We start from the raw sequence: 19,093 nt of genomic DNA on the forward strand, positions 1-19,093 counted from the left end.
GTCCGGGCCTCGGGTGGCTGTTTTGCGGGCGGCCCGCCGCCCAAAACGCGCGGGCGCTGGCCGCCGGGTTCCGGCCCGCGGCCGGCCTGGGTGCTAGGTGGATGCCGCGTCCGCGTCCTGCGGCGTCATCGCCAGCGCCAGGTCGAAGGCCGTGATCAGGGAGCCGTGGTCGGCCACGCCGCGCCAGGCGATGTCGAAGGCGGTGCCGTGGTCCACGCTGGTGCGCACGAAGGGCAGGCCGATGGTGACGTTGACGCCTTCGTCCACGCCCAGGTACTTGACCGGGATCAGGCCCTGGTCGTGGTACTGCGCCACCACGATGTCGAAGTCGCCGCGCCGCGCCCGCATGAAGACGGTATCGCCGGGCCAGGGGCCGCTGGCGTCGATGCCCTCGGCGCGCGCGTCGGCGATGGCCGGGGCGATGACGTCCAGGTCCTCGCGGCCGAACTTGCCGTTCTCGCCGGCGTGCGGATTCAGGCCGGCCACGGCAACGCGCGGGCGGGCGATGCCCATCTGGCGGCAGGCGAGGTCGGCCAGCCGCATGGCGCGCAGCTCGGCCGCGCGCGTAATGCCGGCGAAGACGTCGGCCAGCGCCACGTGGATGGTCACCAGCAGGACGCGCAGCTCGCGGTTGGCCAGCATCATCGCGAAATCGCGCGTGCCGGACCGTTCCGCCAGGATCTCCGTGTGGCCCGGATAATCGGCGCCGCCGGCGTTCATGGATTCCTTGTTCAACGGCGCCGTGACGATGGCGCGGATGCGGCCGGCCTTGGCGTCGTCGATGGCGGCGCAGACGTAGTCGTAGGCCGCGCGGCCGGCCGCCGCGCTGACCTTGCCGGCGGGCAGGTCGGCGGGCAGGGCGGGCGAACAGGCGATGACCGGGATGACGCCGGCCGCGCAGGACGCGGCCTCGGCGGGCGCCGCGATTTCCGCCACCTCCAGCCGCGCGCCCAGCAAGGCCGCGGCGCGCCGCAGCGTGCCGGCGTCGCCGTAGACCACGGCCGGCGCGCCCAGGCCCTGGGCATAGGCCTTGACGATGATTTCCGGGCCGATGCCGGCGGCATCGCCCATGGTGATGCCCAGCGGCAGGAAGCGGGAGGCTGCGGTATTCACGGCGTTGCGCGCGGTCCGGACATCAGAGGACGTCCCCCGCGTAGTCGGCCAGGCGCGAACGCTCGCCGCGCTGCAGGGTCACGTGCCCCGAATGCGGCCAGCCCTTGAAGCGGTCGACGACGTAGGTCAGGCCCGAGCTGCCCTCAGTCAGGTAGGGGGTGTCGATCTGGGCGATGTTGCCCAGGCAGATCACCTTGGTGCCGGGGCCGGCGCGGGTGACCAGCGTCTTCATCTGCTTGGGCGTCAGGTTCTGCGCCTCGTCGATGATCAGGTACTTGTTCAGGAAGGTGCGGCCGCGCATGAAGTTCAGGGACTTCACCTTGATGCGCGAACGGATCAGGTCCATGGTGGCGGCACGGCCCCAGTCGTTGTTGCCTTCGCCGTCGCCCATGTTGAGCACGTCCAGGTTGTCCTCCAGCGCCCCCATCCACGGCAGCATCTTTTCCTCTTCCGTGCCCGGCAGGAAACCGATGTCCTCGCCCACCGGCACGGTGACGCGGGTCATGATGATTTCCGTGTAGCGCTTGGTCTCCAGCACCTGCGTCAGGCCGGCCGCCAGGGCCAGCAGGGTCTTGCCGGTGCCGGCCTGGCCCAGCAGGGAGATGAAATCGATATCCGGGTTCATCAGCAGGTTGAGGGCGAAATTCTGTTCGCGGTTGCGCGCGGTGATGCCCCAGACGTTGTTCTTGCCGTGGGTATAGTCGCGCAGCGTCGCCAGCACCGCCGTCTTGCCGTTGACCTCGCGCACCTGCGCGTACAGCGGCATCTGGCCTTCGAAGTAGACGAACTGGTTGACCACGAACTGGGCGCACAGGGGGCCGTGGACGCGGTAGAACGTGGTGCCGCCCTGCTGCCACGATTCGACGTCCTTGCCGTGCTTGTTCCAGAAGTCCTCCGGCAGCGGCATGACGCCGGTGTAGAGCAGGTCGGAGTCTTCCAGCACGTGGTCGTTGAAGTAGTCCTCCGCCGCCATGCCCAGGGCGCGCGCCTTCAGGCGCATGTTGATGTCCTTGGACACCAGCACCACTTCGCGCTCGGTGTATTTCTCCTGCAGGGCGCGCACCACGCCGAGGATCTGGTTGTCGGCCTTGCCCATGGGCAGGTCCGACGGCAGGGTGCTGTGGATGGCTGTGGTCTGGAACAGCAGGCGCCCGCTGGCGTCCTTGTTGCCCAGCGCGTTCAGCGGCAGGCCCCGGTCCAGTTGCTGGCCGGCCTCGGCCACCAGGTGGTCCAGCGAGCGGCTGACCTGGCGCGCATTGCGGGCCACTTCCGACATGCCCTTCTTCTGGTGGTCCAGCTCTTCCAGCGTCATCATCGGCAGGAAGATGTCGTGCTCTTCGAAGCGGAAGATGGACGTGGGATCGTGCAGCAGCACGTTGGTGTCCAGCACGAACAGCTTGCGCGGCTCGCTCTCGGCGCGGGGGCGCGATTTGCCCTCGCTCTTGCCTGTCGCCTTGACGATAGGCGTCGGCACGGCGGCCGGCGCGGCGGCCAGGGGCGCCGGCACGGCCTCGACCACCGGGGCCGGCGCCGCGGCGCCGGCAGTCTTGCGGGCGGCGGTCTTGCGCGCGGCCGGCTGCCGGGCGGGGGCGGCGGCGCCGCTCTTGCCGGCGCGAGCGGGCGAGATGCCCTCCAGCTCGGGCTGCAGGGTGGCGACTTCGGCGGCCGCGGGCGCGGCCGGCCGGGCGGCTTCGCCCGTGGGGAAAGTCAGGATAGCGGCGGGGCGGGTGGGCAACTTCGGAAGCGGCATAAGCGTCACTCTCCTGTGGGTGGCCGGCGGCGGGCGAAGCGCGCCGGCAACGAATCAACCAATACTCTTGGCAGCCTGCAGAACTTCCTTGGCATGGCCCGGCACCTTCACGCCGCGCCACTCCTGGACCAGCAAACCATAGGCATCGATGAGAAAGGTGCTGCGTTCGATGCCGCGCACCTGTTTGCCATACATGTTTTTCTGCTTGATGACGCCGAACAGGTTGCAGACGGTCTCGTCGGCATCGGCGATGAGGGGGAAGGGCAGGTCGTACTTGCAGCGGAAGTTCTCGTGCGACTTCAGCGTGTCGCGCGAAATGCCCAGCACGATACAGCTCGCCGCCAGGAAGTCGGCGTGCAGGTCGCGGAAATCCTGGCTTTCCGTGGTGCAGCCGGGCGTGTTGTCCTTGGGATAGAAATAGAGGACAACGGCGCGTCCGCGGCACTGTTCGAGACTGACGGGGCCGATGGTGCTCTCGGCGGTGAAAAGCGGTGCGGGCTTGCCGATGATGGGTTTCATCAGGTCGATTCTCCTTGCGGAATCAGGGCGACGACGACGCGGCGGCCTTCTGACATCAGAATGTTGTAAGTCCGGGCGGCGGCCTGGGTGTCCATGACCTCGATCCCGACCCCGGCCGTCAGCAGCGGCCCCAGCACCTGGGGCGGCAGGAAGCGCTGGCGCGCGCCGGTGCCGATGAGCAGCACCTCGGGCGCGTTCGGCGGCAAGGGCGCCGGGGCGCCTTCGGCCTCGTCCAGGAAGGCCAGGGGATCGCGCGCCGCTTCGGGCAGCCCGGCGGCCTGGCGCAAGAGTTGGGGGGTGATCTGGTCGGGCGCCTGGACCGGCCAGTGGGCGACCGGGCCTTCGGGGCCGAAGGCGACCGCGTGGGAAAAGCGTACCTGGTTGACTTCGATATAGCCGTCGCCGTAGGCGGTGACGGTATTCAAGGCAGCCGACGCAGGATCAGTATGCAGCTTCAATAAATGGCTCCGGCTTGTTGGGTGGATGATAGCGCATCGGGATGCCGGCATGTTGTGCGGGATAGACAGGGGAAATCGCGGGGGAAGGCTCCCGTTCCGTCCAATTTGCCCAGGGGGCCGCGTTAGGCTAGATTATCGGGTTCCGCCTTGTATCCCTCCCCGCCCCAAGGATTTTCGCCATGAGGAAGTTCCCGCGCATCGAGCGCCTGCCGCCGTACGTATTCAATATTACGGGCGAGCTGAAAATGGCGGCGCGGCGCCGGGGCGAGGACATCATCGACATGTCCATGGGGAATCCGGACGGCGCCACGCCGGCCCATATCGTCGAAAAGCTGGTCGAGGCCGCCAGCCGGCCCGACACGCACGGCTATTCGGTGTCCAAGGGCATTCCGCGCCTGCGCAAGGCGATCTCGAACTGGTACCAGCGCCGCTACGCGGTGGACATCGATCCCGACGCCGAAGCCATCGTCACCATCGGCTCCAAGGAAGGCCTGGCGCACCTGATGCTGGCCACGCTGGACCGCGGCGACACCGTGCTGGTGCCCAACCCCAGCTATCCCATCCATATCTATGGCGCGGTGATCGCCGGCGCCAATATCCGCTCGGTGCGCATGACCCCGGGCGTGGACTTCTTCGAGGAACTGGAGCGCGCGGTGCGCGAGTCTATTCCCAAGCCCAGGATGATGGTGCTGGGCTTTCCCAGCAACCCCACCGCGCAGTGCGTGGACCTGTCCTTCTTCGAGCGGGTGGTGGCGCTGGCCCGGGAGCACGACATCCTGGTGGTGCACGACCTGGCCTACGCCGACATCTGCTTCGACGGCTACGTGGCGCCGTCCATCATGCAGGTGCCGGGCGCGCGCGACGTGGCGGTGGAATTCTTCACCATGAGCAAGAGCTACAACATGGCCGGCTGGCGGGTCGGCTTCATGGTGGGCAACCGCGAACTGGTGCACGCGCTCGCGCGCATCAAGAGCTATCACGACTACGGCACGTTCACGCCCATCCAGGTGGCTTCCATCGCCGCGCTGGAAGGGCCGCAGGACTGCGTCAACGAAGTGGTCGAGCAGTATCGCAGCCGTCGCGACGTGCTGGCCCGCGGCCTGCGCGAAGCCGGCTGGGACGTGGAGATCCCCAAGGCCTCCATGTATATATGGGCACGGATTCCCGAGCCCTACCGGGCCATGGGCTCGCTGGAATTCTCCAAGCGGGTGCTGGCCGACGCCAAGGTGGCGGTCTCGCCTGGCATAGGTTTCGGCGAATACGGCGACGAGTACGTCCGCTTCGCCCTGATCGAAAACGAGCAACGCACGCGCCAGGCCGTGCGCGGCATTAAGGAAATGTTCCGCAAGGACGGATTGCTGAAATGAATCCCATGAAGGTAGGCCTGCTGGGCCTTGGCGTGGTGGGCGGTGGCACCTGGACGGTGCTGTCGCGCAACGCGGAAGAAATCGCGCGACGCGCCGGCCGGCGCATCGAAGTCACCCATATCGCCGTGCGCGATACGGCCAAGGCGGCCAGCCGCGTGGGCGGCGGCGCGACGATCACCACCAATCCCCACGACGTGGTGCGCGACCCCGGCATCGATATCGTGGTCGAGCTGATCGGCGGCGATACGCTGGCGCGCGAACTGGTCCTGGAGGCCATCGCGCAGGGCAAGCACGTGGTCACCGCCAACAAGGCGCTGCTGGCCAAGCACGGCAACGAAATCTTCGCCGCCGCTTCCGAGCGCGGCGTGATGGTGGCCTTCGAGGCCGCCGTGGCCGGCGGCATCCCCATCATCAAGGCGATACGCGAAGGCCTGACCGCCAACCGCATCCAGTGGGTGGCCGGCATCATCAACGGCACCACCAACTTCATCCTGTCGGAAATGCGCAGCCGCGGGTTGCCCTTCGCCGAGGTCCTGGCCGAGGCGCAGCGCCTGGGCTACGCCGAGGCCGATCCCACCTTCGACGTCGAGGGCGTGGACGCCGCGCACAAGCTGACGCTGCTGGCCTCGCTGGCTTTCGGCGTGCCGGTGCAGTTCGACAAGGCCTACATCGAAGGCATCTCGCAGTTGGCGCAGGAAGACATCGCCCACGCCGAACGCCTGGGCTACCGCATCAAGCTGCTGGGCATCACCCGCCGCCGGCCCGAGGGCATCGAGCTGCGCGTGCATCCGGCGCTGGTGCCCAGCACGCGCCTGCTGGCCAACGTGGAAGGCCCGATGAACGCCGTGCTGGTGCGCGGCGACGCCGTCGGCCCGACGCTGTATTACGGCCAGGGCGCGGGCGAGGAGCCCACCGCCTCGGCCGTGGTGGCCGACCTGGTCGACGTGACCCGCCTGCACACCGCCGATCCGGGCAACCGCGTGCCGCACCTGGCCTTCCAGCCGGATGCCATGTCGGACACGCCCATCCTGCCGATCGAGAAGGTATCGACCTCCTATTACCTGCGCCTGCGGGTGGACGACCAGCCCGGCGTGCTGGCCGATATCGCCCGCGTGCTGGCGGAGCGCTCGATTTCCATCGGCTCCATGATCCAGCAGCCCTCGATCATCGGCGGCGCCGACATCATCTTCCTGACGCATGAAGCGGTGGAGGGCGACGTCAACCAGGCCATCGCCCGCATCGAGGCGCTGCCTTTCGTCCGTTCCAAGGTGACGCGCATCCGCATGGAGACCCTGGCATGAACTACGTTTCCACCCGCGGCGGCATGACGCCGCAGCCGTTCTCCGACATCCTGCTCGAAGGCCTGGCGCCGGACGGCGGCCTGGCGGTTCCGCAGGCGCTGCCCAAGCTGACGGCCGCGCAACTGGAAGCCTGGCGCGGCCTGTCCTACGCCGACCTGGCCTTCGAGGTGCTGTCGCTGTTCATCACCGACATTCCCGCCGACGACCTGCGCCGCCTGACGCATGCCGCCTATACGGCGCGCATCTTCGGCAGCGAGGACATCGTGCCGCTGCGTCCGCTGGACGGCAAGCTGAGCCTGCTGGGCTTGTCCGAAGGCCCGACGCTGGCGTTCAAGGACATGGCCATGCAGTTCCTGGGCCAGGCCTTCGAATACGTGCTGGCCAAGCGGGGCACCACGCTCAACATCCTGGGCGCGACCTCGGGCGACACCGGTTCGGCGGCGGAATACGCGCTGCGCGGCAAGAAGGGCATCTCGGTGTTCATGCTCTCGCCGCATGGCCGCATGAGCGCCTTCCAGCGCGCGCAGATGTATTCGCTGCAGGACGCCAACATCCACAACATCGCCGTGCGCGGCGTGTTCGACGATTGCCAGGACATCGTCAAGGCCCTGGCTGGCGACCTGGAATTCAAGGCGGCCTGCCACCTGGGCGCGGTCAACTCGATCAACTGGGGGCGCATCGCCGCCCAGATCGTGTACTACGTGCACGGCTGGCTGCGCGCCACCACCCAGGCCGGCGAACAGGTGTCGTTCGCGGTGCCGTCGGGCAACTTCGGCAACATCCTGGCCGGCCACATCGCCCGCCGCATGGGCCTGCCGATCCGCCGCCTGGTGCTGGCGACCAACGAGAACAACGTGCTGGAGGAATTCTTCCGCACCGGCATCTATCGTCCGCGCTCGGCGCAGCAGACCCATGCGACGTCCAGCCCGTCGATGGATATTTCGCGCGCGTCCAATTTCGAGCGCTTCATCTTCGACCTGGTCGGCGCCGACGGCGCCCGCGTCAAGGCCTTGTGGAGCCAGTTGGCGGCGGACGGGTATTTCGACCTGTCGGGCCACCTGGGCGAGTTCGCCGACAAGTACGGTTTCGTGGCCGGCGCCAGTTCGCACGCCGACCGCCTGGCGACCATACGCGCGACCTACGACGCCTGCGGCGTGCTGATCGATCCGCATACCGCCGACGGCGTGAAGGTGGCGCGCGCCTTCGTCGAACCCGGCATTCCCATGCTGGTGCTGGAGACGGCCCTGCCGGCCAAGTTCTCCGAGACCATCGAGGCGGCGCTGGGCCGCCCGGCGCCGCCGCCGGCCGCGCTGGCGGGCCTGGAATCGCTGCCGCAGCGGGTCCAGGTGATGGACAACGACGTGGAAGCGGTGCGGCGCTACGTGCGGGAGCACGCGGCGCTATAGGGGCGCGTGCCGGCAAGTCTTCGGCGGGCAAGCCGGGACCAAGGCCCCCGCGGCGCCGCCGTTGACGGAGGGCGCGCGCTGGCGATAATGGGGGCTTCGCGCTCGACAAGGGATCGACATGCTGCCGGTGCTATCGCCATTGAATTTCCTCGCCATCGGCCTGGGGGCCGCCCTGGGAGCATGGCTGCGCTGGCTGCTCGCGCTGGCGTTGAACCGCCATGAGTCCTTCCCTATGGGCACGGTGGCCGCCAACCTCGGCGGCGGCTATGCGATCGGCGTCATGGTGGCCCTGGTCGCGGCGCATCCCGATTGGCCCGCCTGGGTGCGGCTGGCCTGCATCACGGGTTTCCTGGGCGGCCTGACGACCTTCTCGACCTTTTCGGCGGAAACCGTGGGCATGCTCGAACGCGGCCAATACGGCGCCGCCGTGCTGTACGCGGGCGTCAGCCTGGCCGGCTCGCTCCTGCTGACGGCGGCGGGCCTGTTCACCGTCCGGGCCCTGGCCTGATCAGCGTCTGCCCCTGACCCTGACCCTTAAGCGCCCGCGATCAATGCCGCGGCGCGTTGGCCGCTGCGCACGGCGCCTTCCAGGACGGCGGGGTAGCCGGTGTCGGTCCAGTCGCCCGCCAGGCATAGCGTGGGCCACGCCGTGGCGTTGCCCGGCCGCGCCTGGCCCGGCGTGGCGAGAAAGGTGGCGCGCTTGTCGACCAGCAGTTCCGCGCGCGCCACGCCGGGCAGGGCCGGCAGGCCGCCGCGCGCGGCCTGTTCGCGCACCTGTTCGATGAGCGCGGCCACGACCGCGTCGCGGCCGTCCCGCGCCAGGCGCCCGGCCAGGCGCGACGCCGCGCTGACCACCACCGACAATTCCCCGCGCGCCGGATCGTTCGCCAGCGCGGCGCGGTCGAACAGCCATTGGCCGTCATGCCCGCGCGCCGCGTCCTCGCGCAGCATCATCATCGGCATGGGCAGCCGCCACGGCGCGGCCAGTCGCAGATTCAGCGTCGCGATGGGGGAGTATTCGAACCCGGCCAGCCGCGCAGCCAGGTCGTCGTCGTGCTCCGGACCGCCAGGGCGCGCCGCGCTGGCATGCGCCGCATTGTCATTGCCGAGCGCATCACCGAGAGCATCGCCGAAATCATCGCCGAAATCATCGCCGAGCGCCGCGCCCAGCAGGCGCGCGGCGTTGGCGGGCGGAACGGCGAGGACGGCGGCGTCATAGGCATCGCCGTCGATCCGCACGCCGCGCGCGGCGGGTTCGACGGAACGCACCGTCACGCCATAGCGCACCTCGCACAGGGCCGCGGCGGCGTCGGGCCACAGCGCGGACAGATCGGCGCGCGGCAGCAGGAGATCCGAGGCGGCGCGCCGGCCGGCCAGGCTGTCGCGCAGGACGTGGGCGAACAGCCGGGCGTCGGCTTGCGCCGCCGGCGTGTTCAAGGCCGCCAGGCACAGCGGCTCCCACAGCCACCGCACGGCGCTTTCCGGCTGCCCATGCCGCGCCAGCAGGGCGGCCACGCTGTCGGCCGCCGGCGCTTCCCACCGCGCGCGCCGCAGGGCCAGCATCAGCCGCAAGGCCGCCCCGCGCGCGGCGCCGTCCAGCCCGCGCGCGCCCAGCAACGCGGCGGCCGCGTGCAACGGCGCCGGCAGGCGCGGCGCGCGCAGCCGGAAGGCGCCGTCCAGGCTGGCCAAGGCCAGCGGCAGCCGCGCGAGCAGGCGGGCGGGATCGCGGCCCAGGCGCCGCATCAGGGCCAGGGTGTCGGTGTAGGCGCCCAGCAGGATGTGCTGGCCGTTATCCAAGGGCGCGTCGAAGTCCGGATGCGCGACGCGCCGGGCGCGCCCGCCCGGCGTGCGCCCGGCCTCCAGCACGGTGACCGCCCAGCCGCGGTCATGCAGCGCCACCGCCGCCGCCAGGCCCGCCCAGCCGGCGCCGACCACGGCGACCCGGCGCGCGGCCGGCGTTTTCATCGCGCCAGGCGCCGCACCAGCCCGCGGCCGCCGCTGACCCACGTCTTCCACGCCAGCCACAGCTTGCGCAGCGGCGTCAGCGAAATCCGCTGGTGCAGCACCTGCCAGTCGTCGCGCTCGATTTCGTCGAGCAGGGCATGGTAGATGGCGGCCATCATCAGCCCCGGCCGCTGGGCGCGCCGGTCGGATTCCGGCAGCGCGCGCATGGCCTCGCGGTAGAGCTCGCGGGCGCGCTGCGCCTGGAACGCCATCAGCGCCGGGAAGCCCTCGGAATACTTGCCGTTGAGGATGTCCGCCGCCTTCACGCCGAAGCGCTGCAGTTCGTCGATGGGCAGGTAGATGCGCCCGCGCCGCGCATCGTCGCCGACGTCGCGGATGATATTGGTCATCTGGAACGCCAGGCCCAGCTTCTCCGCGTACTCCAGCGTCGCCGGATCGCCGTAGCCGAAAATCGAGGCCGACAGTTCGCCCACCACGCCGGCCGCGTGCCAACAGTATTTGCGCAGGCCGGGCCAGTCCAGGTAGCGCGTCTGGTCCAGGTCCATCTCCATGCCGTCGATCACCGCCAGCAGGCGCTCGCGCGTAATCCCGTAGGGCTGCAGGTGCGGCTCCAGCGCGCGCGTCACCGGATGGTCGGGCGCGCCGCCGAACATGCGGTCGATCTCGGTGCGCCACCAGGCCAGCTTGATGCGCGCCACCGAAACGTCGCTGACCTCGTCGACCACGTCGTCCACCTCGCGGCAGAACGCGTACATCGCGACGATGGCGCGCCGCCGTTCCGGGGGCAGGAACAGGAAAGCGTAGTAGAAACTGGACCCGCTCTTGGCGGCCTTGTCCTGGCAGTATTCGTCGGGAGTCATGTCGGTCGGGCAGGGGCGGGGCCGATGCCCCTGTCGGCGGTAACGTTAGGAATCGGTGCATGCCGGGGGCATGCGGGGCGTAGGGAAAGCCGCGGCACGGCGGAATACCAGGCGGAACGGGGACGAAACGCGCCGCCGTTCAGGCGGCGGTCCGCACGAACAAGGCGCGCCACAGCATGACGCACCAGTCGCGCGCGCCCAGTTCCGGGCGATTCATGAACACATCGTAGCGGGCCTGCTCGATACGTTCCAGGATGCGCAGCCCGCCTTGCACCACCAGGCGCAGCTCCAGGCCGATACGGCCGGGCAGGCGCCGGGTCAGCGGCGCCCCGGAGTGTAACAGCGCCCGCGCCCGCGCTACCTGGGCGCCCAGCAGCGCCTGCCATTGCGGCGTCAGGCGGCAGGCCGCCAGGTCTTCCTCGCCGACGCCGTGGCGCCGCAGGGCGTCCTGCGGCAGGTAGACGCGGTCCTTGCGCCAGTCGACGCGGACGTCCTGCCAGAAATTGACCAGTTGCAGGCCGGTGCAGATGGCGTCGGACTGGCGCAGCGCCTCGGCGTCGGACACGCCATAGAGATGCAGCATCAGCCGGCCGACCGGGTTGGCGGAGCGGGCGCAATAGTCGAGCAGGGCGGCTTCGTCGGGGTAGCGCTTGACCGTCACGTCCTGCTCGAAGGCCGACAGCAGGTCGAGGAAGGGCGTGATGGGCAACTGGTGGCGGGCGATGGTCGCCGCCAGCGGCGCGAATACCGGCGCCAGCCGTTCCTCGGCCGGGCCGCCCGCGCCGGCGATGCGGTGCAGCTCCGCCCGATAGGCGGCCAGTTCGGCGAGCCGCTGCGCATCCGTGGCCTCGCCCTCGTCGGCGATATCGTCGGCGCTGCGCGCGTAGCGGTAGATGTCGGCGACCGCCCCGCGCAGGCGGCGCGGCAGCAGGATGGAGGCGACGGGAAAGTTTTCGTAATGATCGACGGACATGGAGAGGGATACTGCGCAAAATCGCCGCAATGGAATCGCCGCTATTTTAGTGAGGCCGCCGCGAGGCATCGGGTAGACTAACGCCGGTCGCCAAGCTGGCGATCGTCCTCCGCCGCCCGCCATGCCACGCCCTATCCACGCCACGATTTCCGTCGACGCCCTCGCGCACAATCTCGACGTCGTCCGCAACCATCTCCACCAGGCCGCGCTGGCCGCCACGGCGGCGCAGGGCCAGCCCCTGGCGCCGCCTTCTATCTGGGCCGTGATCAAGGCCAACGCCTACGGCCACGGCATCGAACCGGCGGTGCGCGGTTTCCGGCAGGCCCAGGGCCTGGCCATGCTGGACCTGAACGAAGCGGTGCGCTGCCGCGAGGCCGGCTGGGGCGGCCCCATCCTGCTGCTGGAAGGCTTTTTCGAGCCGGCCGACGTGGAGGTGCTGGACCGCTACCACCTGACCACCGCCGTGCACCATGCGGACCAGTTGGCCATCCTGGCCGAAGGCCGCCGCTCGCGCCGGCTGGACATCTTCATGAAGCTCAACTCCGGCATGAACCGGCTGGGGTTCGCGCCGGACGCCTATCGCGCCGCCTATCGCTCGGCCCTGCGCATGCGCGACGACGGCGTGCTGAACAGCGTCGGCAAGATGACGCACTTCGCCAACGCCGACGGCCCGGAGGGCATCGCGGCCCAGATGGCGGTGTTCGACCGCGTCACCGAAGGCCTGCCCGGCCCGGTCAGCGTCTCCAATTCCGCGGCCACCCTGCGCTATCCCGCCGTCTCGCTGGCGCGCGACGACCACGGCGCGTGGGTGCGCCCCGGCATCTGCCTGTATGGCGGCACGCCTTTCGCCGACGCCGGCGCCGACAGCTTCGGCCTGCGTCCGGCCATGACCCTGGCCTCGCGCCTCATCGGCGTGCAGGAACTGCGGGCCGGCGACGCCGTGGGCTACGGCGGCCTGTTCCGCGCCGAGGGGCCGCTGCGCGTGGGCGTGGTGGCCTGCGGCTACGCCGACGGCTACCCGCGCCATGCCGGCACCGGCACGCCGGTCACGGTGGCCGGCGTGCGCACGCGCCTGCTGGGCCGCGTTTCCATGGACATGCTGGCGGTCGACCTGACGCCGGCGCCGGCGGCCGGCATCGGCGCGCCGGTGGTGCTGTGGGGCGAGGGCGGCCCGGCGGTCGACGAAGTGGCCCAGGCGGCCGGAACAATCGGGTACGAATTGTTATGCGCCCTGGCGCCGCGGGTGCCGCTCCAGGTCGTGCCGTAACACGGTGAAAGCAGCGGCCCGGCGTAGCGGGGCAAAAGCAAGACAGCCGGGGCCCGGATGGTGTCTACTTGGGACTTCTCTTCAATGCAGATTCGAGGTTGTTCCCATGAAAGACAAATGCGTGCTGGTCACCGGCGCCACCAAGGGCATAGGCTGGGCGCTTACCCGCCGTCTGGCCGATATGGGCTGTCACGTGGTGGGAATCGCCCGGCATACCAATGACGTCGATTTCCCGGGTTATCTATACGCCTGCGACCTGGCCGATGCCGGCAAGACCGAGGACGTGCTGCGCGAGATCCGCGAAAAATTCCCCGTCGACGCCATCGTCAACAACGTCGGCCTGGTGCTGCCCCAGCCCTTGGGCTCGGTGGAACTGGCCTCGCTCTACAACGTGCTGGACCTGAACGTGCGCGTGGCCGTGCAGGTGGTGCAGGCCTTCGTCGAATCGATGAAGGCGCGCCGTTCGGGCCGCATCGTCAACGTGGTCAGCCGCGCCATCCACGGCAGCCAGGAGCGCACCAGCTATTCGGCGGCCAAGGCCGCGCTGGTCGGTTGCACGCAGACCTGGGCGCTGGAACTGGCCGACTACGGCGTCACGGTCAACGCCGTCGCGCCGGGCCCCATCGAAACCGAATTGTTCCGCGCCAGCCGGCCGGTCGGCAGCGAAGGGGAAAAGCGCGTGTTGGCCGGCATTCCCATGAAGCGCCTGGGCAGCCCGGCGGAAGTGGCGGCGGCCATCGCCTTCCTGCTGTCCGACGACGCCGGTTTCATCACCGGCCAGGTGCTGGGCGTGGACGGCGGCGGCAGCATCGCCGGCCGCGGCTGAACCCGGCGGGGCGGGCGCGCGTTTGCGCGCGTGTCCATCGCGCATGAGGAGGCAGCCCCGCGGGAAACACGCTGGCCGCGCGCGCGGCCGCGCCTTTCAACGCGTCTCCGCCGCGCCGGCCAGGCGCATTCGCTAAACTGCCGGCATGGCCAAATCCCGAACCGTCTACGTCTGTGCCGAATGCGGCGGCACCAGCCTCAAGTGGCAGGGCAAGTGCCCGCATTGCAACGCCTGGAACACCCTGGCGGAAACCGTCGAAAGCCCGGCCTCCGCGGCCGCCGCGCAGCATCGCTATGCCCCCCTGGCGGCGGCCAGCCCGGTGCGCAGCCTCGCCGAGATCGAGGCGCGCGAAGTGCCGCGCCAGCCCACCGGCCTGGACGAATTCGACCGCGTCCTGGGCGGCGGCCTGGTGGCGGGCGCGGTGGTGCTGATCGGCGGCGACCCCGGCATCGGCAAGTCCACCTTGCTGCTGCAGGCGCTGGCTTCCATGTCGGCCGGCGCCAAGGTGCTGTACGTGACCGGCGAAGAGTCGGCCGAGCAGGTCGCGCTGCGCGCGCGCCGGCTGGGGCTGCCGACGGGCAACGTCGACCTGCTGGCGGAAATCCGGCTGGAAGCCATCCAGGCCGCCGTCGCCGAACAGCAGCCGGTGGTCGCGGTCATCGACTCCATCCAGACCCTCTACAGCAGCGAATTGACGGCGGCGCCCGGCTCGGTGTCGCAGGTGCGCGAATGCGCCGCCCAGCTCACCCGCCTGGCCAAGCAGACCGGCATCGCCATCGTCATGATCGGCCACGTCACCAAGGACGGCGCGCTGGCGGGCCCGCGGGTGCTCGAGCACATCGTCGACACCGTGCTGTATTTCGAGGGCGATACCCATTCCTCGTACCGCCTGGTGCGCGCCTTCAAGAACCGCTTCGGCGCGGTCAACGAGCTGGGCGTGTTCGCGATGACGGATCGCGGCCTGCGCGGCGTGGCCAATCCCTCGGCCTTGTTCCTGTCGCAGCACGACCGCCAGGTGGCGGGTTCCTGCGTGATGGCCACCCAGGAAGGCACGCGGCCGCTGCTGGTGGAGATCCAGGCCCTGGTCGACGCCGCGCACGCGCCCAATCCCAAGCGCCTGACAGTGGGCCTGGAAAGCAACCGCCTGGCCATGCTGCTGGCGGTGCTGCACCGGCACGCGGGCGTGGTGACCTCGGACCAGGACGTGTTCGTCAACGCGGTGGGCGGCGTGCGCATCAGCGAGCCGGCCGCCGATTTGCCGGTGCTGCTGTCCATTATGTCGTCCTTGCGCGATCGCCCGCTGCCGCGCGGGCTGGTGACCTTCGGGGAGGTGGGGCTGGCCGGCGAAATCCGTCCGGCGCCGCGCGGCCAGGAACGCCTGCGCGAGGCCGCGAAACTGGGCTTCAACGTGGCGCTGATTCCCAAGGCCAATGCGCCGCGGCAGCCGATCGAGGGCCTGGAAGTATGGGCCTGCGACCGCCTGGAAGACGCCCTGGATAAATTGAAGGAAGCCTGACGGGTAGTCCGCGCGCGGCCAGGGCGGCGGCTTTTGCGATTATTCGCGGGATGCGCGGCATTATCCGCGAACGTGCCGGCGGATTATCCGGGCGGCCCGCGGCGAATATCCAAATTCGAAAGACCGCGCTTTTACTTTCGGCTTCTTTTTAAGATAAACGACAGCTTGGGCGTTAAAGAAGCTGCGTAATTCCCGTGCGGAGCGCGGAAAATCCGCGTATTCGCATCACGTTGCATCGGGTATGAAATTTTTTTGAGTTTGCATGAAACCTTCCATGAACTCCCTGCTCAAACGCAGTACGGGGAACGCGGCAAGATCGCCGTGCCCGTGGAATCAAGGCCCGGTGGCCTTATTAATTCTGGAGTCATTCATGACCACTCGCTCCCGCATTGCTGCTTTTCTGTCCGTCTCGGCGCTGACGATCGGTCTGGCCGCGGCGCCGGCGGCCTTCGCCGCCGATGCTTCGACGACCGCCAAGCCCAAGACCTCGCAAACCCACAAGCACAAGAAGGCCAAGAAGTCCGGCGCCAAGTCGTCCGCCAAGACGGCCCCCGCCACCCCGGCCAAGTAATTTCGCGGGCACCGAGGTCCAGGGCGAAGCTTTCGCGAGGAAGCTTCGCCTTTTTTTTTGCCGTTTCTGGGCAAAAAACGCTTCCCGGGGCCTTTTCTCTTTTGCTTATTCCCCCGGCGCATGACGGGGCCGGCGGGACTTTTTCTCACTGCAGAGCGCCAGACTATCGTCAGGTTTAGGTACGATACGCCCATGCCCGCATCCTCCGCCGCCGCCGCTTTCTCCGCCGCGCCGCCCGCTTCCCCTCACGGCTTCCTGCACGCCTTGCGCCTGGGCGCGCGCGCGTTCCTGCGCGACACCCGCGCCGGCGAGCTGCGCCTGCTGGTCATCGCCTTGATCGTCGCGGTAGCCGCCGTGACCAGCGTCGGCTTCCTGGCGGACCGGGTAGGGCGCGCGCTGGAACGCGACGCCGCGCAGATGCTGGGCGCCGACGTGGTGCTCGACGCCGACGCGCCGCTGCCGCCCGCCTTCGAGCAGCGCGCCTTGCAGGAAGGCCTGAAGCTGGTCCACACCTGGCAGTTCCCCTCCATGGCGGGCGCCGGCGACAATGCCCAACTGGTGTCCTTGAAGGCCGTCGAGCCGGGCTATCCGCTGCGCGGCAGCCTGCGCACGGCCGACGCGCCGTTCGGCGCCGATACGCCCACGCGCGACGTGCCCGAACCCGGCACGGTCTGGGTGGACCCGCAGTTGCTGGGCATGCTCGACGTCGCGGTGGGCGGCACCTTGACGCTCGGCGACTCGCGTTTCCGCATCGCCCGCGTGGTGACCTACGAGCCGGATCGCAGCCTGCAATTCGTCAACGTCTCGCCGCGCGTCATGATGCGCGCCGACGACCTGCCCGCCACGCATCTGATCGCGCCGGGCAGCCGCGTCGACTATGCGCTGCTGGCGGCCGGCGATCCGCCCGCCGTGGCGGCCTACTCGGCCTGGCTGGGCGAGAACCTGCAGCGCGGCCAGAAGATCGCCACCGTGGAATCCGGCCGGCCCGACGTGCGCCGCGTGCTGGATCGCGCCCAGCGTTTCCTCTCGCTGGTGGCCCTGCTGGCGGTGCTGATTTCCGCCGTGGCGGTGGCCCTGGCCGCCAACCGCTTCATGCAGCGGCATCGCGACGGCGTGGCGGTGATGCGCTGCCTGGGCGCGTCGCAATCGGCCATTACCCGCATGCTGACGGTGGAGTTCATCCTGGTCGGCGTGCTGGCCTCGCTGGCCGGCGGCGCGGCGGGCTACGCCGTGCACGAGGGCCTGGTGCAGGTGCTGGCGCGCCTGATCGACACCGCCTTGCCCGCGCCGTCGCCGGTGCCCGCCGTCCAGGGCCTGGCCACCGGCCTGTGGCTGCTGCTGGGCTTCGCGCTGCCTTCGCTGGCGCGGCTGCGCCACGTGCCGCCGGCGCGCGTGCTGCGGCGGGACGACAGCGGCCTGCGGACCGGCAGCGTGCTCGGCTACGTGGTGGGCGCGGCCGGCTTCGCCCTGTTGATCTGGTGGTTCGCCGGCAACGCCCGGCTGGGCGCCATCATCGCCGGCGGCTTCCTGGGCGCCTTCGCGGTATTCGCCGTGCTGGCCGGACTCTGCGTGGCCTTGCTGGCGCGCCTGCGCGGCGCCGCCGACGGCATGCCGGCGCTGCGCTTCGCGCTGGCCGGGGTGGTGCGGCGGCGCGCCGCCACGATCACGCAGGTCTGCGCGCTCGCCATCGGCCTGATGGCCCTGCTGCTGCTGGCCATGACGCGCACCGACCTGATCGCCGGCTGGCAGCGCACCTTGCCGACGGACGCCCCCAACCGTTTCCTCATCAACATCCAGCCCGACCAGCGCGCGGCGGTGGCCGAGCGGCTGGCGCAGGGCGGCATCGGGCAGGCCGATCTCTATCCCATGATCCGCGGCCGCATGGTCGCCATCAACGGCCGCGCCGTCTCCGCGGCCGATTACGAGGACGGCCGCGCCAAGCGCCTGGTGGACCGGGAATTCAATCTCTCCTACGACAAGCAGATGCCGTCCTACAACCGCCTGGTCGACGGGAAGTGGATGGCGCCGGTCTCGCGCGAAGTCTCCATGGAGTCCGGCATCGCCACCACCCTGGGCGTGAAGATGGGCGACAAGCTGACCTTCGACATCGCCGGCCAGACCGTGGACGTCGAGGTCACCAGCCTGCGCGCGGTCGACTGGGACACGATGCGCGTGAATTTCTTCGCCATGCTGTCGCCCTCGGTGCTGGCCGACGCGCCGCAGAGCTGGATCACGTCCTTCCACCTGCCCGACGACCAGACGCAGCTTCTGCCGCGGCTGGTGCGCGATTTTCCCAACCTCACCGTCTTCGACGTCGGCGCCATCCTGAAGCAGTTGCAGACCGTGCTCGACCAGGTGGTGCAGGCGGTGCAACTGCTGTTCGTGTTCACCCTGGCGGCCGGCGTGCTGGTGCTGGCGGCGGCCTTGAGCGCCACGCGCGACGAGCGCGTGCGCGAGGCCGCGGTGCTGCGGGCGCTGGGCGCCACGCGGCGCCAGTTGGCGCGCGCCCAGCGCCTGGAGCTGCTGGCGGTGGGCGGCCTGGCCGGCCTGCTGGGCGCGGCCGGCGCCGCCGCGGTGGCCTGGGCGCTGTCGCGCTACGTTTTCGATTTCAGTATCACGCTCAGCCTGTGGCCCTGGCTGGCTGGTCTCGCGGCCGGCATGCTGGGGGCCTGGGGCGGGGGCGCCCTGGCCCTGCGCGGCGTCCTGCGGACGCCGCCGCTGGTCACCTTGCGGGAAGCACTATGACAACGACGACGCGCGTCGAACCGATATTCGAGCCGATCGACCACACGCGCAGCATCTTCGAACAACTCGGCGGCGAGCCCGGCGTGCGGGCGCTGGTCGACCGCTTCTACGACCTGATGGACATGGACGCCGACCTGGCCGAGCTGCGCGCCGCGCATGGCCCCAGCCTGGACAGCGCGCGCGACAAGCTGTTCTGGTTCCTGTGCGGCTATTTCGGCGGTCCCGACCATTACGTGGCGCGCTTCGGCCATCCGCGGCTGCGCGCCCGCCACCTGCCGTTTTCCATCGGCACGCGGGAGCGCGACCAGTGGGTCGTCTGCATGGGACGCGCCATGGCCGACCGGGGCCTGGAGCAGGCCTTGATGGACCGCCTGCTGCATTCCTTCTACGGCACCGCGGACTGGATGCGCAATCGTGAGGGTTGACACCGCCCATCTGGCATGGGACGCGGCGCCC

Annotated in this window: 17 protein-coding genes; 10 read left to right on the top strand and 7 right to left on the bottom strand. The window is 69.8% G+C overall.

Annotated features, from left to right (window positions below; all coding sequences use genetic code 11):
• Positions 1-93: 93 nt before the first annotated feature.
• The 4 genes from pdxA to CAL29_RS09755 all read right to left on the bottom strand — a co-directional run bounded on the left by pdxA (position 94) and on the right by CAL29_RS09755 (position 3,840).
• On the bottom strand, positions 94-1,071 hold the full coding sequence (pdxA, locus tag CAL29_RS09740) for a 4-hydroxythreonine-4-phosphate dehydrogenase PdxA (protein WP_094853993.1): 978 nt from the start codon (positions 1,069-1,071) through the stop codon (positions 94-96).
• 64 nt (positions 1,072-1,135) lie between these two features.
• Positions 1,136-2,863 (bottom strand): PhoH family protein, encoded by a 1,728-nt coding sequence (locus CAL29_RS09745; RefSeq protein ID WP_094852866.1) that lies wholly within the window; start codon positions 2,861-2,863, stop codon positions 1,136-1,138.
• A gap of 54 nt (positions 2,864-2,917) precedes the next feature.
• Positions 2,918-3,382 (bottom strand): peroxiredoxin, encoded by a 465-nt coding sequence (locus CAL29_RS09750; RefSeq protein WP_094852867.1) that lies wholly within the window; start codon positions 3,380-3,382, stop codon positions 2,918-2,920.
• The gene (locus CAL29_RS09755; RefSeq protein WP_094852868.1) at positions 3,382-3,840 is read right to left on the bottom strand and encodes an Mth938-like domain-containing protein; all 459 of its coding nucleotides are present in this window, start codon (positions 3,838-3,840) and stop codon (positions 3,382-3,384) included. Before CAL29_RS09755 ends, CAL29_RS09750 begins: the two co-directional genes overlap by 1 nt.
• A 179-nt stretch (positions 3,841-4,019) precedes the next feature.
• On the opposite strand from CAL29_RS09755, the gene alaC reads away from it, so the two are divergent.
• The 4 genes from alaC (at position 4,020) to crcB (ending at position 8,422) form a co-directional block, all read left to right on the top strand.
• Complete coding sequence (gene alaC / locus CAL29_RS09760; protein WP_094852869.1) at positions 4,020-5,207, top strand: alanine transaminase; 1,188 nt, start codon at positions 4,020-4,022, stop codon at positions 5,205-5,207.
• Entirely contained in the window at positions 5,204-6,508 is a 1,305-nt protein-coding gene (locus CAL29_RS09765; protein ID WP_094852870.1) for a homoserine dehydrogenase, read from the top strand. Before alaC ends, CAL29_RS09765 begins: the two co-directional genes overlap by 4 nt.
• Positions 6,505-7,914 (top strand): threonine synthase, encoded by a 1,410-nt coding sequence (gene thrC / locus CAL29_RS09770; protein WP_094852871.1) that lies wholly within the window; start codon positions 6,505-6,507, stop codon positions 7,912-7,914. The genes CAL29_RS09765 and thrC overlap by 4 nt, the downstream gene beginning before the upstream one ends.
• 118 nt (positions 7,915-8,032) lie before the next feature.
• Complete coding sequence (gene crcB / locus CAL29_RS09775; protein ID WP_373559724.1) at positions 8,033-8,422, top strand: fluoride efflux transporter CrcB; 390 nt, start codon at positions 8,033-8,035, stop codon at positions 8,420-8,422.
• 26 nt (positions 8,423-8,448) lie between these two features.
• On the opposite strand, the gene hpnE is transcribed toward crcB, so the two are convergent.
• From hpnE to hpnC, 3 genes are all read right to left on the bottom strand, one after another.
• Positions 8,449-9,879, bottom strand: coding sequence for a hydroxysqualene dehydroxylase HpnE (gene hpnE, locus CAL29_RS09780; RefSeq protein ID WP_094852872.1), 1,431 nt, complete (start codon positions 9,877-9,879; stop codon positions 8,449-8,451).
• Entirely contained in the window at positions 9,876-10,739 is an 864-nt protein-coding gene (hpnD, locus tag CAL29_RS09785; protein ID WP_094852873.1) for a presqualene diphosphate synthase HpnD, read from the bottom strand. The genes hpnE and hpnD overlap by 4 nt, the downstream gene beginning before the upstream one ends.
• A gap of 139 nt (positions 10,740-10,878) precedes the next feature.
• Positions 10,879-11,712, bottom strand: coding sequence for a squalene synthase HpnC (gene hpnC, locus CAL29_RS09790; protein ID WP_094852874.1), 834 nt, complete (start codon positions 11,710-11,712; stop codon positions 10,879-10,881).
• 121 nt (positions 11,713-11,833) lie between these two features.
• On the opposite strand from hpnC, the gene alr reads away from it, so the two are divergent.
• The 6 genes from alr to CAL29_RS09820 all read left to right on the top strand — a co-directional run bounded on the left by alr (position 11,834) and on the right by CAL29_RS09820 (position 19,062).
• Entirely contained in the window at positions 11,834-12,979 is a 1,146-nt protein-coding gene (alr, locus tag CAL29_RS09795) for an alanine racemase (protein WP_094852875.1), read from the top strand.
• A 106-nt stretch (positions 12,980-13,085) separates the two neighbouring features.
• A complete protein-coding gene (locus CAL29_RS09800) occupies positions 13,086-13,805 on the top strand; it encodes an SDR family oxidoreductase (RefSeq protein WP_094852876.1) in 720 nt (239 codons plus the stop codon).
• A 145-nt stretch (positions 13,806-13,950) separates the two neighbouring features.
• Positions 13,951-15,321, top strand: a complete 1,371-nt coding sequence (gene radA, locus CAL29_RS09805) for a DNA repair protein RadA (protein ID WP_094852877.1) — start codon at positions 13,951-13,953, stop codon at positions 15,319-15,321.
• A gap of 370 nt (positions 15,322-15,691) precedes the next feature.
• The gene (locus CAL29_RS09810) at positions 15,692-15,892 is read left to right on the top strand and encodes a hypothetical protein (protein ID WP_094852878.1); all 201 of its coding nucleotides are present in this window, start codon (positions 15,692-15,694) and stop codon (positions 15,890-15,892) included.
• A 192-nt stretch (positions 15,893-16,084) separates the two neighbouring features.
• Positions 16,085-18,637, top strand: a complete 2,553-nt coding sequence (locus CAL29_RS09815; RefSeq protein WP_094852879.1) for an ABC transporter permease — start codon at positions 16,085-16,087, stop codon at positions 18,635-18,637.
• A complete protein-coding gene (locus tag CAL29_RS09820; RefSeq protein WP_094852880.1) occupies positions 18,634-19,062 on the top strand; it encodes a group II truncated hemoglobin in 429 nt (142 codons plus the stop codon). Before CAL29_RS09815 ends, CAL29_RS09820 begins: the two co-directional genes overlap by 4 nt.
• Positions 19,063-19,093 lie beyond the last annotated feature (31 nt).

Source organism: Bordetella genomosp. 10 (assembly GCF_002261225.1).
Lineage (GTDB): Bacteria > Pseudomonadota > Gammaproteobacteria > Burkholderiales > Burkholderiaceae_B > Bordetella_C.

Bases quoted from the DNA above. Each gene is read 5' to 3' on its own strand.
- radA (WP_094852877.1), top strand. From the start codon at position 13,951: ATGGCCAAATCCCGAACCGTCTACGTCTGTGCCGAATGCGGCGGCACC.
- CAL29_RS09820 (WP_094852880.1), top strand. From the start codon at position 18,634: ATGACAACGACGACGCGCGTCGAACCGATATTCGAGCCGATCGACCAC.
- alaC (WP_094852869.1), top strand. From the start codon at position 4,020: ATGAGGAAGTTCCCGCGCATCGAGCGCCTGCCGCCGTACGTATTCAAT.
- CAL29_RS09745 (WP_094852866.1), bottom strand. From the start codon at position 2,863: ATGCCGCTTCCGAAGTTGCCCACCCGCCCCGCCGCTATCCTGACTTTC.
- crcB (WP_373559724.1), top strand. From the start codon at position 8,033: ATGCTGCCGGTGCTATCGCCATTGAATTTCCTCGCCATCGGCCTGGGG.
- CAL29_RS09765 (WP_094852870.1), top strand. From the start codon at position 5,204: ATGAATCCCATGAAGGTAGGCCTGCTGGGCCTTGGCGTGGTGGGCGGT.
- CAL29_RS09750 (WP_094852867.1), bottom strand. From the start codon at position 3,382: ATGAAACCCATCATCGGCAAGCCCGCACCGCTTTTCACCGCCGAGAGC.
- hpnE (WP_094852872.1), bottom strand. From the start codon at position 9,879: ATGAAAACGCCGGCCGCGCGCCGGGTCGCCGTGGTCGGCGCCGGCTGG.
- CAL29_RS09810 (WP_094852878.1), top strand. From the start codon at position 15,692: ATGACCACTCGCTCCCGCATTGCTGCTTTTCTGTCCGTCTCGGCGCTG.
- thrC (WP_094852871.1), top strand. From the start codon at position 6,505: ATGAACTACGTTTCCACCCGCGGCGGCATGACGCCGCAGCCGTTCTCC.
- CAL29_RS09815 (WP_094852879.1), top strand. From the start codon at position 16,085: ATGCCCGCATCCTCCGCCGCCGCCGCTTTCTCCGCCGCGCCGCCCGCT.
- hpnC (WP_094852874.1), bottom strand. From the start codon at position 11,712: ATGTCCGTCGATCATTACGAAAACTTTCCCGTCGCCTCCATCCTGCTG.
- CAL29_RS09800 (WP_094852876.1), top strand. From the start codon at position 13,086: ATGAAAGACAAATGCGTGCTGGTCACCGGCGCCACCAAGGGCATAGGC.
- alr (WP_094852875.1), top strand. From the start codon at position 11,834: ATGCCACGCCCTATCCACGCCACGATTTCCGTCGACGCCCTCGCGCAC.
- hpnD (WP_094852873.1), bottom strand. From the start codon at position 10,739: ATGACTCCCGACGAATACTGCCAGGACAAGGCCGCCAAGAGCGGGTCC.
- pdxA (WP_094853993.1), bottom strand. From the start codon at position 1,071: ATGGGCGATGCCGCCGGCATCGGCCCGGAAATCATCGTCAAGGCCTAT.